At 55.5% G+C, this 15,198-nt stretch carries 12 protein-coding genes and 1 tRNA gene; 4 read left to right on the forward strand and 9 right to left on the reverse strand.

Annotated features, from left to right (window positions below):
* The first annotated feature begins 48 nt into the window (after positions 1–48).
* Complete coding sequence (gene rpsT / locus WC184_03160; protein ID MFA7476878.1) at positions 49–327, forward strand: 30S ribosomal protein S20; 279 nt, start codon at positions 49–51, stop codon at positions 325–327.
* Positions 328–337: 10 nt separating this feature from the next.
* Here rpsT and holA read toward each other — a convergent pair whose 3' ends face one another.
* The 5 genes from holA to WC184_03185 all read right to left on the reverse strand — a co-directional run bounded on the left by holA (position 338) and on the right by WC184_03185 (position 5,424).
* Positions 338–1,351, reverse strand: coding sequence for a DNA polymerase III subunit delta (gene holA / locus WC184_03165; GenBank protein MFA7476879.1), 1,014 nt, complete (start codon positions 1,349–1,351; stop codon positions 338–340).
* Between the two features lie 3 nt (positions 1,352–1,354).
* Positions 1,355–2,194, reverse strand: a complete 840-nt coding sequence (gene folP, locus WC184_03170) for a dihydropteroate synthase (protein ID MFA7476880.1) — start codon at positions 2,192–2,194, stop codon at positions 1,355–1,357.
* A complete protein-coding gene (locus WC184_03175; protein ID MFA7476881.1) occupies positions 2,163–3,986 on the reverse strand; it encodes a ComEC/Rec2 family competence protein in 1,824 nt (607 codons plus the stop codon). The genes folP and WC184_03175 overlap by 32 nt, the downstream gene beginning before the upstream one ends.
* Positions 3,983–4,657 carry a helix-hairpin-helix domain-containing protein gene (locus WC184_03180; GenBank protein ID MFA7476882.1) on the reverse strand — a complete coding sequence of 225 codons (675 nt, stop codon included), beginning with the start codon at positions 4,655–4,657 and terminating at the stop codon, positions 3,983–3,985. Before WC184_03180 ends, WC184_03175 begins: the two co-directional genes overlap by 4 nt.
* A gap of 74 nt (positions 4,658–4,731) precedes the next feature.
* Entirely contained in the window at positions 4,732–5,424 is a 693-nt protein-coding gene (locus tag WC184_03185) for a tetratricopeptide repeat protein (protein ID MFA7476883.1), read from the reverse strand.
* 83 nt (positions 5,425–5,507) lie between these two features.
* Between WC184_03185 and WC184_03190 the strand changes: the two genes are divergently transcribed.
* Both WC184_03190 and WC184_03195 read left to right on the forward strand, forming a co-directional pair.
* Positions 5,508–6,401, forward strand: a complete 894-nt coding sequence (locus tag WC184_03190; protein ID MFA7476884.1) for a PAC2 family protein — start codon at positions 5,508–5,510, stop codon at positions 6,399–6,401.
* A gap of 15 nt (positions 6,402–6,416) precedes the next feature.
* Positions 6,417–7,424 (forward strand): LLM class F420-dependent oxidoreductase, encoded by a 1,008-nt coding sequence (locus WC184_03195; protein MFA7476885.1) that lies wholly within the window; start codon positions 6,417–6,419, stop codon positions 7,422–7,424.
* Positions 7,425–7,441: 17 nt separating this feature from the next.
* Here WC184_03195 and WC184_03200 read toward each other — a convergent pair whose 3' ends face one another.
* Genes WC184_03200 through WC184_03210 form a run of 3 tightly spaced genes read right to left on the reverse strand, consistent with a single transcriptional unit; the run spans position 7,442 to position 13,046 of the window.
* The gene (locus tag WC184_03200) at positions 7,442–9,073 is read right to left on the reverse strand and encodes an AMP-binding protein (GenBank protein MFA7476886.1); all 1,632 of its coding nucleotides are present in this window, start codon (positions 9,071–9,073) and stop codon (positions 7,442–7,444) included.
* Entirely contained in the window at positions 9,074–11,626 is a 2,553-nt protein-coding gene (leuS, locus tag WC184_03205) for a leucine--tRNA ligase (protein MFA7476887.1), read from the reverse strand.
* Entirely contained in the window at positions 11,607–13,046 is a 1,440-nt protein-coding gene (locus WC184_03210; protein ID MFA7476888.1) for a DUF222 domain-containing protein, read from the reverse strand. The genes leuS and WC184_03210 overlap by 20 nt, the downstream gene beginning before the upstream one ends.
* Before the next feature lie 222 nt (positions 13,047–13,268).
* Between WC184_03210 and WC184_03215 the strand changes: the two genes are divergently transcribed.
* Positions 13,269–13,341: transfer RNA gene (locus WC184_03215), tRNA-Ala, on the forward strand.
* Between the two features lie 90 nt (positions 13,342–13,431).
* On the opposite strand, the gene WC184_03220 is transcribed toward WC184_03215, so the two are convergent.
* A complete protein-coding gene (locus WC184_03220; protein MFA7476889.1) occupies positions 13,432–15,027 on the reverse strand; it encodes an ATP-binding cassette domain-containing protein in 1,596 nt (531 codons plus the stop codon).
* Positions 15,028–15,198: the final 171 nt, after the last annotated feature.

Genomic DNA, 15,198 nt, shown 5'->3' on the forward strand with positions numbered 1-15,198 from the left:
GAATTTCTAGAGCATCAGCTCACCCCCACTGCTTAACCAGGATATTTTGTGGCGAACATCGAGAGTCAAAAAAAGCGTAACCGTCAGAACATCAAGCGCCAGGCACGTAACCGCGCATTGCGTTCCGAGCTACGTACCCGCATCAAGCGTGTAGAAATTGCGGCTGCCGCTGGCGACCCGGAAACTCCGCAATTGCTTAGCGGTGCTATCAAGCGTATCGACCAAGGCACTGCGAAAAACATCATGCATCGCAACGCCGCCAACCGCACCAAGTCTCGCCTCACCAAGCGAGTAAACAGTCTTTACGCAGCTGCCAAGGCCGAATAGTTTAACGTAATTAACGTCGGGCACTTAGGCGGGCCAGGCGAGCTACCAAGACTTCTAGTATTAGCTCATCGGGCCATTCGCTAGCGCCCCGAAGGTCTAAGTCGGCCTCCGCTAGCAACAAGAGTTGTTGACGAGCTCGCTCCGAGCCAGTGCTCCGGGCGAGCTTCATCAATTTTTCAGCTGGATATGGTGCCATGCCAAGAAGCTTGGCAGCCTCGTCTCGAGACCGCACCGAGGCTCCGTCGAGGGCCATTAGGCCACCAATGTGACGATGCAACGTCGCCATGATTTGCAGGGCGTGGCGTTCACCAGCCCCCATCATGCGACCCAACGTGCTAATGGCGGCTGCAATATCGCCGTTTGATATGGCGTCGGTTAACTCCCACGGCGGCACTCCACCAGCAGCACCCACAAACGGACGAAGTTCGTCTACGCCAATGGCAGACCCAGGACCATATGAGCCTTCGAGGGTATTGAGTGTGGCACCCAACCGGTTGAGGTCTTCGCCTAAATGCTCAAATAGCAAGGCCTTGGCCGCCGAGTCGAGCTTGATGTTGTGAGTGGCTAGTTGATCATTTAGCCAGCCTTGGCGTCCCTTGGCAGCGGTTGGTAATGCGGAATCGACGATTTGGGCCCCGGTAGATTTAAGGGCTTGTGAAAGACTCTTCGGTAGGGTGCCGCGACCGCTGTATTTGGGGCCTTTTTCCCAAACCAAGACCAAAATAGTTGAAGGCAGCGGATCAGCCAGATATTCAACGAGTGGCAGTACCGATGGCGCTGTAGTGAATCGGGCCAGGTGGCGCGCAACTACCACACGATGCTGGGAAAACATGGGTGGAGTTAAGGCCGCGCTAACGACCGGTGCCAGCGTAGGTTCCTCGCCCGCTAGATAGTCATCTTCGTTAATTTCCTCAACCCACCGGCTGCCATCAGCTTCACTCGGAAGGGAATCAAGTACGCGGCGCAGCTCTTCACCAATGAGTATCTCATCGTCACCTTTAATGACATAGACGTTGCTAGCCATGGTTTAGCCGGCCATCAGTGCCGCTAACATAGCCGCCGAGACATCAGCGGCCCTTCGGCTGGCTTTCACGTCGTGGGCTCGAAGAATGCGTGCGCCTTGCATGATGCCCAACACATGCGCCGCCTGAGTACCAGCTGCGACCTCGGTGACTGGCTTGTTCAGAAGCACCGACAGGAAACGCTTGTTGGAAGCGGAGAGGAAAACCGGATGGCCTAAATCAGCGAGCGAGCTGGTATTTCTCAGCAGCTCTAACGATTGACGTTCGTTCTTGCCTAGATCTAAGCCCGCATCAAGCATGATGCGTTGTGGTGGGATTCCGGCCTCGAGCGCGGCTGCGGCGCGTTTGGCCAGATAGTCATGTACATCGGCGACCACGTTGTTGTAGGTAGGGTTTGGGTCGGCAACTCGCGGTGCCAAGCGAATGTGTGTGGCGACCACCGAGGCGTTACCAGCGGCGCAAACCTCCAAATATTTGGGGTCAGAGAATCCAGAAATATCGTTGCCGACCACCGCGCCAGCTGAAATGGCCTCGGCGATTACGTTGGCGCGCCATGTATCGACCGACAGCGGAATATCGAAGCGTTGGTGCAATGCTTCGATGGCCGGAATCACACGTTCTAACTCCTCGGCCTCACCCACTTCCTCGCCTGGTCCGGCCTTCACGCCACCGACATCTAGGAAATGGGCACCATCATTGACCAGCGTTTCGGCTTTGGCCAAGAAAGCATCAAAGTTCCAATAGGCACCCTTGTCGTAGAACGAGTCGGGTGTTCGGTTGAGGATGCCCATGACAACAGCGTGGTGAGTAATGTCAAAGCGGGAGTCGCCCAGCCAAAGCTCCATACTGGCAAACTACCACCTCTAACTGGGGCGTCGTAGAGCCCACCTGCAACATCAGCCCACCAACTTTGATTTGGTCGCCTACTTGTGGCGCCGAGCCGCCTCGAACACGATGCCCAGCTGGTGCCAGAATGAGCTTAGGCCGATAGACCTCACTGATAGCCGCCGCTACTTCGGCACTCTTTCGTCCACCGTATTGGCTTATCAACACGTCAATATGGCGGACGTTCGTCTCACGGAGCTCAGCCAAAGTAAGTTGCGGACTTGTGGCACCACCCAAGCTCACAACGGTGGCACCACCAGATCGATAGATGGTTAGGTTTTCACCGGCCTGCACCACCGGCGGAGGTAACCGCAGGCTTTCGACCACCGGATGGGTAATCGCCAGGGCCATAACCACGATGGTCGCGATACGCACATAGACCGCTGTGGCATCAAAATACCACCGATACCTAATTGCTAAGGCCGCAACCAGAATTAGTACCAGATGAGTCATGCGAATCGAGCCCAGCGGCAGTTGGGCGCTACGGCGAGCCACCTGGTCAATCCACCAAACCATAGTTCTGGTCGGTAGATGCAATACCGTCGCCAACTGGGGTGGGACCAAGCCCGCGGGCAAACCTGCCCCTAATCCCCACATCATGACCGGGCCCGCCACTGGTGCTGCCAATATGTTGGCCGGCAACGCTGCTAAGGGCATCGAACCAAAGGTTGGAATCAGAATCGGTGCGACAGCTAGTTGCGCCGCGGTTGTGACCGCCAGGGGGTTCGCCAAAATCCCGAACGGGGCCAAGGCCTTGGTGAGCCCCTCACTGAACCATAAAATTCCGGCCGAGGCCGCTACTGAAAGTTGAAACGCCAGTGAATCGACCAGAAACGGGTCGATCATGACCAGGACCATCACGCTTAAGGCCAACAGAACCTTGGTTTGAGACCGAAACCCCAACGCGCTACCCGTGGTGGCCAAGGCGGCCATGACTCCAGCACGCAAAACCGACGGCTCGAAGCGGGTAACCAACACGAAAAACGCCAACAAAGCCAGCGTGACCAACCAGCGCGGGTGGGGGCGCAAACGACTTAAGAGTGGTTTGGCCAGGCTCACCACGAAAGCCACATTTGAGCCTGACACAGCCAATAAGTGTGTGAGACCCGACCCAGCAAAGGCGTCAGCCAATGCATCACTCTGGTTGCGATCATCGCCTATAACCAGTCCCAAGAACAGTGCCTGGCGTTCATACCCTAGTGATTTTGAGCCTTGTTCCAGCAGACGCCGTAGTCCATTAGCGGCACCATGAATCTGTGAGGCGGGCTCGGTGGTCAGTACTTTGGCCACGGCAACTCGACCGACAATATGGCGAGTACGTAGCCAGCTGGCCTGGGGCGACAGGGGGCCTAGGCGGCCTCGAAGAATGACCTTTTCCCCCATTAAGAGCCGGCTTAGACGCGCCGCCTCGGTTCCACTTGCCCAGGCCTCATAGCGGTAATTACCGATCTTCAAATCCACCCGCAGCGAGGTACCAAACCAGTTCGGATCACCCACTAGTGTGGCTTGCCCCTCATAAGTGGCGCGCAATGGTTCGACTAACCCGGCCTCGGCTTTCGCCCCAAAATGGCTGGCCAATATGAATATCACTGCCAGCAGTGCCCATGCCCTTGGTTTGCGATACAACCAGGCCAGGGTGAGAGGAAGCACAATTATAAGCAGGGGTATAGGTCTGGCCCAATTAGCTCCAATGCCCGCCGTGGCGGCCGAAATTATGTAGAAAGTGGTGCCCTTGGGTCGCAGTCGGCTCATATCGTGACTCGTTCACGCATGGCCGCCAATTTGGCCTCGCCGATGCCACGCACGTCGATCAGATCATCGATGCTTTGAAAAGCACCGTTACGTTCGCGATGACTAATAATGGCGGCTGCCGTGGCGGGCCCAACCCCGGGCAGTGTTTCTAAGGTGGCCTGATCGGCTGTGTTTATGTTAACCAGCGCATTTTCTGGCCGCTGCGACGAGAGCTCGGGCATCGCCAGAGCAGGCACAACCTCTTCACCTTCTGATGGAATGTAGATACGGGTGCCATCAGCCAACGGTGCCGCCAGATTGAGTTGGTTAAGCTCGGCACCCTCGGCCGGGCCACCTGCGGCGGCAATAGCATCGCCAACTCGACGGCCAACTTCGAAACTGTAAACACCTGGTTGTTTGACGGCACCTGCCACATGCACCAATACGGTTGGCAACGGCTCGACGCTCGTGGCAGTCACCGGCAACGGCGCGGCATACGGGATAGAAATTTCTGCCGACGACGAGGTACTTTTCCACCAAAATAGCCAAGCGGCCAGCACTACCGCCACGGCCGTTAGGGTTGCTAACGCCAAGGCCCTGGGCGTTGTACCTACCCGATCAGCCCATTCTTCAAGAAAACTTAAGACACCGGTCTCACCATTAGCTGGTGCCGGTGGCAATGAAAATGACACTGCCTTCCCCTATGAGCTGGGCAGGTACGCAGAGGGGAAGGCAGGAGTTGTTTTTATGTTACTACGGGTTTTGCTCAGTACAACCGAGCGGTTAACTGCTTTCGAAATTGAGCGGTGCGAGGATCGGTTGGGCCCAGCACTTCCAGCAGGTCAAGAAACTCTTTGCGAGCCGTCTCGTCGGCTTTCACATTCTCTAATAACTCGCTAAGTCGTGCTTCCACGTCACCAGTTTCGGTACCCCCAGTGCGAGCAAGGGCCGCGATCCGTCGAGTTTCACCCGTTTCGGGAATTCGGGCTAGGAACTCGAGCGCTTCCCCGTTGCGCCCATCGCCTACCAACAACTCAGCAAGCTTCAAAATGGCGTGTTCATGCCCAGGATCGGCCTCTAACACTTCTCGCAGTGACTGCTCATCACCAGCTTTGAGCAGGGCAGAAATCCTGCGATCTTCCTCAGTTGGCACCAACGAGTTTACGAATGCTTCCACGGTGGCTTGTGGTTGCGCCCCCACAAAACCGTTCACGACCTTGCCACCCGACATGGCATAGACCGCGGGAATCCCTTGAACCTGAAACATTTGCGAGGCCATGGGGTTCTCGTCAACGTTGATCTTGGCCAGCACAACTTCACCGTTAGTGCGGCTCACAACGTCTTCGAGAATGGGACCTAGTGTCTTGCAAGGACCACACCATGGTGCCCAAAGATCGATCACCACTGGGGTGTCAAGCGAACGTTCGACTACCTCGCTTTGGAGGGTTGCGTCGGTCACGTCGATTATCATGCATACTCCCGAGACTTCACTGGTACCTACTTCAAGGCTACTAAGATAGATGTCACTTTCATGGATGCACGATGACAGACCTGTACACGATTTACCCCCATCCAACCTTTGACTCTCCGGTTTTGATTTTGGCCCTTGAAGGCTGGATCGACGCTGGCGGCGCTTCTAGCCGTCTCACGACGTCTATTTTGGAGGATGCCAACACCATTCCTGTAGCCAGCTTTAATGCCGATTTGCTGCTAGATCACCGATCCCGCCGTCCCATAATGCGCATTGAAGACGGCGTTCACACCGAACTGGTTTGGCCCTCTATCGAACTAGTTGGGCTTAACGATCCTCATGGTCGCGATGTGTTGGTGTTGTCGGGGGCCGAGCCTGACCATCAGTGGCAGGCGGTCGCAAGATCGGTGGTCTCTCTGGCCTCCGAATTAGGGGTGCGATTAATAATTGGGGTCGGAGCTTTTCCAGCTGCCGCACCCCACACTCGACCAGCACTTATCGCCTCCACCACCGCCAGCCCCGAGTTGGTTGACCGCCGCGGAACTATTCGATCGACTATCGATGTGCCTGCCGGTATTCAGGCGGCAATCGAGGTTGAAGCCGCCGCTGCTGGCATTCCAGCTATCGGTTTGTGGGCTCAAGTTCCTCATTATGCCGCGGGCATGCCGTACCCGGCGGCGTCGCTGTCGTTGGCGGCCAAGGTCAATGAACTTGGTAACTTGTCGTTTCCCACTGGCACGTTAGCTTCAGAAGCAACCGCCGTGACCAACCGGTTGAATAAGCTGGTGGCGGATAATAGTGAGCACACCGCTATGTTGCGCCAGCTAGAAGAGCATGTGGATGAACAAGCTGAGAACCTTCCCGAACTAGGTACGAGTACTCAAGCACCCGACGAAGCCGATTTGCCCTCGGGAGAAGAGCTGGCGGGTGAAATTGAACGATTCCTTAGGGGTCAAGGCAGCTAGTGTAAGGTTCAAACCATGAAAGTTGATGGGGGAATTGGAAACCTTACGCGTGCAGCGAGCGAAGCTAAGGCAGCGGAAGATGCTGGTTACGACGGCATTTGGGCTGCAGAAACCAGTCAAGATCCGTTTTTGCCTCTGATCATCGGGGCGGAGCACACTTCACGGGTTGATTTGGGTACCTCAATTGCCGTGGCATTTGCCCGAAACCCAATGACGTTGGCCCAGACGGCTTATGATTTGCAGAAGTTTTCTGGCGGTCGTTTTATTTTGGGGCTGGGCTCACAAATTAAGCCGCACATTACGAAGCGTTTCTCAATGGAATGGTCGCATCCTGCGCCGCGCATGCGTGAGATGATTTTGGCAATTCGTGCTATTTGGGACACCTGGAATAACGATACGCCTTTGAATTTCCGGGGCGATTTCTACACGCACACCCTAATGACGCCGTTCTTTAACCCGGGGCCCAACCCGCACGGCGACGCCAAGATTTTTATCGCTGGGGTTGGACCGGTTATGACCCAAGTAGCTGGCGAGGTTTGCGACGGCTTCTTGGTACACGGCTTCACCACCGAGTCTTATCTACGAGAGGTCACCTTGCCAGCACTTGAAGCTGGTATGGCAAAGAGCGGCCGCGATCGGGCCGATTTTGAGCTGTCGTTTCCGGCGTTTGTGGTAACTGGTACTAATGAAGAAGAAATGGCCGCTTCAGCTGAAGCCACAAAGCGTCAGATCGCCTTTTATGGATCTACGCCGGCCTACCGCGGGGTGCTTGAACACCATGGTTGGGGTGAACTGCAAAGCGAGCTCAACGCCCTGTCGAAGAAGGGCGAATGGGTGCAGATGGGCACCTTGATCGACGACGAAATCTTAAACACCTTTGCCGTGGTCGGCGAACCGAACCAGCTGGCCGCCGAGCTCAAAAAGCGTTATGCCGATGTTATTGACCGGATTAGTTTCTACGCGCCTTATCAATCAAACCCCGAGGTTTGGTTGCCGGTAATTAGTGAACTTCGCGCCGGTTAAACCGAAATAGCCAGCTGCTACACCAGGGTTTGTTCCAAATATTGTTGACGGCACAGGGAACGTTGCAACTTGCCCGAGGAGGTTTTGGGTAACGTTCCCGGTGCCACTAATACGATGTCTTTGGCAGGTACCCCCACCGAAGCGCGTATCTTGGCGTTAATTTCACGTGGCAAGCTAGCTGGGTCGCTAAGTTTGGTTTCCGCCACCACAACCACGGCCTCTTTTCCGTTGTGGCCCTCTACACCAAAGGCAATTACGTTGCCGGCACGCACGCCTTCCACCTGGGCAACAGCGCGCTCGATGTCTTCTGGGAATAAGTTTCGACCGCCGACGATAATCACATCTTTAATACGGCCGCACATAACAAGTTGTCCGTCGACGAGATAGGCCAGGTCACCAGTACAGAGCCAATCGTCATCGAAAAGGGCGTCGGTGGCGGTGGAGTCGTTGTAATAGCCCTCGCAGAGGGAAGTGCCCTTGATCTGCAGTTCGCCTACCTGGCGTTCAGCCAAAGCATTGCCAAACGGGTCGACCACGCGGATTTCTAATCCCGGTACCGGTCGGCCGAGTTTTGCCAGCTCACGAGCACCAGGGCTGTTTGGTGCGACCGGTTCGGCCCGATGTTTCAGCTCAAGTGTTTCGACATCAATCCAGTCGGTTTGCAAACCAGCCAACGGTTCGGGAAAAGTTCCGGCGATCGCGATTTCAGCCATACCAAAGGCCGGGAAAACGGCGCCAGGTCGCATTTTGTGTGGGGTGGCCGCTTCGACGAAGTTCCGTACGGTTTCGGGGTCGACTGGTTCGGCGCCATTCAATGCAATGCGTAGCGATGAGAGGTCGAGTGGCTCGGAGCGATTTAAAGCCCTCGACGCTAGTACCCAGGCAAAGTTTGGTCCGGCGGTGGCCGTGCCCCGATAGTCGGAGACCCACTGCATCCAACGTTGCGGCGAGGCCATAAAATCTTGTGGGCTGCCCAATACCAAGCTGGTGCCCGTCGTCATCGACAACACAAGTTTTCCTACAAGGCCCATGTCGTGGTAAAGCGGCAACCACGAAACCAACACGTCGATATCCGGATCGAGTTGGGCTGCGGTCGCAATGGCGTCGAGGTTCGCCGTCACCGCCCTATGGGTGAGCGACACACCTTTGGGGTCGGACGTGGAGCCACTAGTGAATTGCAAAATAGCTCGACGTTCAGGGTGGTGATCGACCGGCTTGAACTCGTGATTTGGGGCAGTTGCTAAATCGGTGGTGGTTAAAATAGGTGGATCAGACTCGATGGGTTCGATGAAAGGTGCCAAATCAGAGTCGAGCACCAACAGGTCTACGTCGGCTCGTTTCAAGCGCCGCCTAGTGGCTTCCACAAAGGCTTCGATCGAAGCCATCCGCATTGGAATTGGCATTACCACAATGGTGGCCCCGGCTAACCAAACCGCTTGAATGGCGGTAACCAACGTTCTGCTGGTTGGACCCAATAACGCCACATGGTCACCCGGCTTGGTGCCGTGGCTCGCCAGAGTGGCCGCCATGGTCTTGGCTTCTTCGTGGAGCTGCTGCCAGGGCACAGTAATCGGATCGGCCGAGCCTACAAAGGTAATAGCACCCTTACGATTGGCGGCCGCTTCTATGCGTTGTGCGAGCGTTGGCATCTACTTCACCAGGTTCAATAGCTTCGGCAGCCGAGCGACCACCCTTTGAGGTTGTGCTCCTTCAAGGGCCGCCTGTACTGGCGTCAGCGCCATGGCTAGCGGCACGGCTTCTGCTTCGGTGATTTCACTATCAACCTCTATTTTGCCGCGTACTTTACCGTTAACCTGCACAATCATGGTGGTGGTGGCGACTTTCAGCAGCTCGGGATTAGCTTCAGGCCAAGCCAGAGAGTGAATCATGGCGTTCTCACCGTGGCGACGTTGCCACAACTCAGCCGTGATGTGGGGAACCATGGGTGCCATTACCTGCAACAGCGTGTCGATCGCGAAGTTAAACGTTTCCGCACGTGCCCCCGACCCGTCCTGGGCGTAGTGGTATAGCTGGTTAACAAACTCCATGCACCCGGCCACTGAAGTGTTGTACGCCCAGCGTTCATATTCATCGGTAATTCTGGCGATTAGCTGGTGGGTTGACTGTTCGATGGCTCGGTCGGCGTCGGTTGGTTCTCGCTCGGTCGTATGGCCGATTTCTCCGATCGCCAGGCGCCAAACTCGGTGCAAGAAACGACTAGTGCCTTCGGTGGTCACCGAATCCCAATCAACATCGTCGGAGGGAGGACTCACAAAGAGGTGTGCTAAGCGCAGGGCGTCGGCACCTTCGTTATCGAGGATCTGTTCTGGTTCGACCAGGTTGCCTTTAGATTTCGACATTTTAGCACCACCCAGGCGGATCATGCCCTGGGTGAAGAGGCGCTGGAATGGCTCGCGAATATCGGCTGGCACGTACCCAAGGTCGGAAAGAGCCTTGGTGAAGAAACGGGCATACATAAGATGCAAAATGGCGTGCTCTACCCCACCGATGTATTGATCGACTGGTAGCCAATGTTCAACGGCTTCTTTGGAAAACGGAAGCTCGTCGTTGTGGGCGTCGGCAAAGCGCAGGAAATACCAACTTGAGTCGACAAAGGTATCCATGGTGTCGGTTTCACGGGTGGCCGGGCCGCCACAGGTTGGACACGTAGTGTGCAGGAAGCCTTGATGGAACTTAAGCGGCGACTCGCCGGTGGGACGGAATTCGACATCGTCGGGCGCTACCACTGGCAAATCTTCATCGGGTACCGCCACGATGCCGCAATCGCCTTGGCAATATACGACTGGGATAGGACAACCCCAGAAGCGCTGGCGAGAAAGCAGCCAGTCGCGCAAGCGGAAATTCACTTTGTGCTCGCCAAGGCCTTGTTCAACTAGCCATTCGGTGGCCGCAGCGATGGCAGTTGGGGTGTCCATTCCGTTAAGCCAGTCGCTATTGATGCGAACACCCTCGCCCGTATAAGCCTCATCGGGCCAATCTTCTGGCGGCTGCACCGTTCGGACAATCGGCAGGTTGTAGGCCTTGGCGAATTGCCAGTCTCGGGTGTCTTCCCCGGGGACAGCCATAATGGCCCCGGTACCGTAGGTGGTGAGGACGTAATCGGCCAGGTAAATGGGAACAGGCTGTTGGTTGAAAGGGTTTAGGGCGTAACTTCCCGTGAACACGCCTCGTTTTTCTAAAGGACCTTCGGTCGAGAGTCGGTCGATTTCCGAGGTTTGCGAGACCCGCTTCACAAACGCTTCCACTTCGGCTTTTCGATCGGCGGCGGTGATTTCTGGCACTAGTTTGTGTTCGGGCGCCAGAACGGCGAACGTCATGCCGAAGCTGGTGTCGGGTCTAGTGGTAAACACTTTGATCTCATGGCCGGTAGCTTCGCCGTTTGCGTCAACTACTGACATCACAAACTCGGCGCCCTCAGAGCGACCAATCCAGGTGCGCTGCATCGTTTTCACGCGCTCTGGCCATTCCAGGTCGTCTAGGTCGTTCAGTAGTTGATCGGCGTACTTGGTAATTCGGAAAAACCACTGCTCAAGATTGCGTTTCTCCACCAGGTCGCCCGAACGTTCACACGTACCGTCGGCCAAAACCTGCTCGTTGGCAAGAACAGTTTGGCAACCCGGGCACCAGTTCACTGGGGCTTCTGCCCGGTAAGCCAAGCCCGCTTCCAACATGCGCTTGAAAATCCACTGTGTCCATCGGATGTAAGAAGGGCTGTGGCTTTTAACTTGGCGACGATGATCGTAAACAGCACCGATTCGCTCAAGTGAAGAAGCCAGCTCTTCGATACGAGCGTCGGTGTAGGTGCGAGGATGTTCTCCGGTACGAATGGCGGCGTTCTCGGCGGGCAGACCAAAAGAGTCGAAGCCAATGGGCGACAGAACCCCATAGCCTCGCATGGTGCGGTAACGCACGTTTAGATCACCAAAGGTGTAGTTGCGTACATGGCCCATGTGAGCGCGACCACTTGGGTACGGGTACATGGAAAGCACATAGTAAGGAGGGCGAGGATCGTCGTTCTCGATGTTGTAGGTGCCGTCGGTTTTCCACCGTTGCTGCCACTTCGCTTCAATCGCCTGAACGTCGTATCCATCTGCCATAGCGTTAATGCTACTTACAGCTACACGACCGGCGGAATTATGTTCGGCGATGAGACATAAATGGTCAGGTGCGGAGCGGATCATCGCTCGCTCCAGGGCTAACAATTGGTCCCCATTTTTGTTCTCCCAACTTCAAGAGCTCGGCCATTCGGGCTTCGATTTGGGGAGATCTTTGTGGCGGCCAGAGACCAAAACCAACCTTTTGTTGTTTAGGCGGATGTTTGGCTTTGTTTCTGTGGTGCGCCGGACATAGCAATTGACCGTTGCTTTGGTTTGTCTCGCCGCCGTGTTCCCATTCTTTTATATGGTCGGCTTCGCAAAACTCTGCGGGCACCCTGCAACCAGGATATTGACAGTGCCGGTCGCTTATTTCTAGGGCATGGCGAGCAGAACCGATGAACAATCGCTGAGATCGGCCAAGGTCGATGACCTCGCCTTTGGAATTGAACACCGCACGTTCAATTCTGACCTCGGCATCGGCCAACAATCTTGTAATCTGACCTGGGGTAATTTGCGCCCCTGAGCCCAGCTCGCAAACTCGCCCTGTTACCGTTTCATGATCAACATGCACTGTGATTAGTGGCGGGATCGGACGAGTTTTTTCGCTTACCAGCATTGAACGTTTCGCCATCTCGACTAGGGCGTCGTATCGGCGTTGCGCATCGGTGCGGGCCATGTGGGCGGAGGTTGTTGCTTCACCGTATTGCGCACGAGCTTCAGCCCAATCGGCTTTCCATAGCTCTTGTTGAATACGGCTGAGGGCGTTCGAGAAAATCTCGTGACCGAACGGCTCAAACTGAATATCGAGCCAGCCAACACCGTCTAAGCCTGGCGAGAGATGGAGCGAGCGATTCTCGAACTGTTTAGCAGCGGTTATCTCCGCTTGATCGGGGTCAGCACAGACCTCCCAATGATCGAGTAAGGCTCTGAACTCACCAAAGGTGAGCATATTGGCATGACCAACCAACAGCTCTTCAGCCTCTGGAAACAATTCAGGTAGCTTGTTGGCCTTTTGAGCTAACGCATCGACGTGAGCTACGGAAAGCTTACCTTCCCCAAATTGGCTTTCGGTAAGCGGCATATTTCGCAGATGGCGAGCGCGCTTAAACAGACGTTTACACTCTTGACGATTGCGGCCAGATTCCCGCTCAAGCCAGGCAGCTGCGCTACGTGAGCCATCGCTTGACCACACCATTGACGTGTCTACCCTGCCGGCCAGCTTTGTAGTGAAAGCTTCGAGCCGAGTTTGAAGATCGAGCACGTCGGAAAGTAGGTAAGCCTGTGAAGTAACGTCGATTCCGTCGACATCGACCGCGGTCGCTAGCAGCGAAAGCTGGTCGACCAGTGCCAAAAATCGCTGGTTAACGGCTACGGGATCGTCCAGCAACGAAGCGACGTCGCCATGATCTAAATGGCCCGGATTGAGCGCGCTAGCCACGTTACCTATTGCAGCCCGCGAACTATGGCCATGAGGCGAGGATGAGTTCTGCGGAGTTCTAGACATGAAGCCATTCTAACGAACATTCGTTCGCGAATCAACGACCTTTTCAAAAACTTTTATGTATATATGTCGCCACATTTGTGCCCGTACTCGTGCTGAGCTGCAAAGACGCACCAACGGCGCCAGCACCAAAATCTTGATGCGCAACCACCCAACCCGACGTTTCGCGAACTTCGATTGCGCATCGGCGACATAAGGTCGCTAAGCTGAGTATTCCTAATTTATGGGGCTATAGCTCAGTTGGTAGAGCGCTTCCATGGCATGGAAGAGGTCAAGGGTTCGATTCCCTTTAGCTCCACTTGATCAAACGCAGACAAGCACCTGACCAGGCGAAATGCTTGTGCGGGTGCCTGCGTAAGAATGATTGCGAGCTGCGAGCATTCGCAAGTCAAAGTTGAGCGCGTCGGTGCAAACGTCCGTGTTCGTTCAGCTCAAGAATGCTCTTGACGCCAATCTGTTCGAGAAATGTGAAGTCGTGGCTAATCACCAACAGTGCACCTCGATATTCGCTTAAGGCTTCAACCAGCTGATCGACCGTGGCGATGTCGAGGTTGTTGGTAGGTTCGTCAAGAATCAAAAGCTGAGCAGGCGGATCGGCCAAGAGCAGTCGCGCCAACGACACTCGAAACCTTTCGCCGCCTGAAAGCGTGGCAACCAGGCGATTCACGGCGTCACCACGAAGCAGCAGGCGAGCAAGTTGATAACGAAGATCACCAACAGCCGCCAGGGGTGCTACCGCCTGTACATTTTCCAGCGAGCTTTGGTCATCGTGGAGCGCGTCAAGACCTTGAGGTAGATAGCCCACCCTGTCAGTAAAAAGATGCCCATTCGGAAACCCAGCGCGAGGTTCACCTCTACCAAGCAGTTGTTCAACCAGCGTTGTTTTCCCAGTGCCATTAGCGCCGATTAAGGCCACTCGCTCGGGACCTTGAATCACAAAATCCTGATCGCCATCCTGCAACACTGCTATACGTCGACCTCGCGGAACGTTCGGATCGGGCAAAGCAAGGCGAATATGTTCATCCTCACGTACACGTGCGCTCGCCGCTTCGGCTTTGGCTTTAGCCGCATCGACCCTGTCATCCAAGGTTGCACGCAGCAACCCTGATGAAATTTGCGCCTTAGCGGCCAGCTTGCCAGCCACAATCGGCGGAATTCCGCCATCCTTTTGCGCCTTCTTACCCGTCCGTTCACGCCGTGCTAGCTTTGTTTCCGCTTCGATTCGTTGTTTTTTCTCTAACTTAAGCGCTTGCTGTGCTGAACGTTGGGCTTGTCTGGCCGCAGCTTGTTCCTGCTCTTGATGTAGTTTCCAAGCGCTGTAAGGGCCACCAAAGGTCTGCAATGCCCCGCTGTGTAGCTCGGTCGTCGTATCCATGTGTTCCAAAAGCTCGAGATCATGGCTCACGATCACGAGAGCACCCGGCCAGTGGAGAATAATGTCAGTCAATTTGGCACGGGTCGCCCGGTCGAGGTTGTTGGTCGGCTCATCAAGCAGGGTGATTGGCGTGCGCATCATTCGCAATCCGGTAATGGCGATCAACATGGCCTCACCGCCGGAAAGCTGTCCGACGGTGCGGTTCAAATCGGCCGACGTGAAACCAATCTCGGATAAGACCTCGCCAGCCCGTGATTCGATGTCCCAATTATCACCCACCACGTCAAAGTGATGTTGCTCGATACTGCCAGCTTCGATCTTTCGTATGGCGTTAAGAATCGTGTCGACTCCGAGCAGTTCGGCCACCGTACTAGACGACGTGAGCGTGAGCGTTTGCGCCAAATAGCCAACCTCGCCAATGGTGCTGACCTGGCCTGATGTTGGCTGAAGCTCTCCCGCGATTAGCCGCAGCAAGGTTGACTTGCCAGATCCGTTGTGACCAATCAAGCCGCTGCGGCCCGATCCAAACGTTCCGCTTACCCCCTCGAGTACGACGGTGCCATCGGGCCACTCGAAGGTGAGTTCGTTCATGGTAATAACAGAATTCATAGACAACCTGGAACGCGCCGGGAAATGAGCACAATTAGAACGATGGCGTGAGAACGATGGCGTGGGCCCGGCGTCACTGAGTTTCACGCCACCACACAGCGCAGGGGAAACTCGAGCGAGCAACTTTAGAGCCCGGCTCTTTCGATCTAACTAATATCCATGCACGAAGGC

The sequence above is a fragment of the Acidimicrobiia bacterium genome, assembly GCA_041676705.1.
GTDB lineage: Bacteria > Actinomycetota > Acidimicrobiia > Acidimicrobiales > SKKL01 > Actinomarinicola.

Excerpts from the sequence above, each read along its gene's own strand:
- holA (MFA7476879.1), bottom strand. The coding sequence starts at position 1,351 with ATGGCTAGCAACGTCTATGTCATTAAAGGTGACGATGAGATACTCATT.
- folP (MFA7476880.1), bottom strand. The coding sequence starts at position 2,194 with ATGGAGCTTTGGCTGGGCGACTCCCGCTTTGACATTACTCACCACGCT.
- WC184_03175 (MFA7476881.1), bottom strand. The coding sequence starts at position 3,986 with ATGAGCCGACTGCGACCCAAGGGCACCACTTTCTACATAATTTCGGCC.
- WC184_03190 (MFA7476884.1), top strand. The coding sequence starts at position 5,508 with ATGACAGACCTGTACACGATTTACCCCCATCCAACCTTTGACTCTCCG.
- WC184_03195 (MFA7476885.1), top strand. The coding sequence starts at position 6,417 with ATGAAAGTTGATGGGGGAATTGGAAACCTTACGCGTGCAGCGAGCGAA.
- WC184_03200 (MFA7476886.1), bottom strand. The coding sequence starts at position 9,073 with ATGCCAACGCTCGCACAACGCATAGAAGCGGCCGCCAATCGTAAGGGT.
- leuS (MFA7476887.1), bottom strand. The coding sequence starts at position 11,626 with ATGATCCGCTCCGCACCTGACCATTTATGTCTCATCGCCGAACATAAT.
- WC184_03210 (MFA7476888.1), bottom strand. The coding sequence starts at position 13,046 with ATGTCTAGAACTCCGCAGAACTCATCCTCGCCTCATGGCCATAGTTCG.
- WC184_03220 (MFA7476889.1), bottom strand. The coding sequence starts at position 15,027 with ATGAATTCTGTTATTACCATGAACGAACTCACCTTCGAGTGGCCCGAT.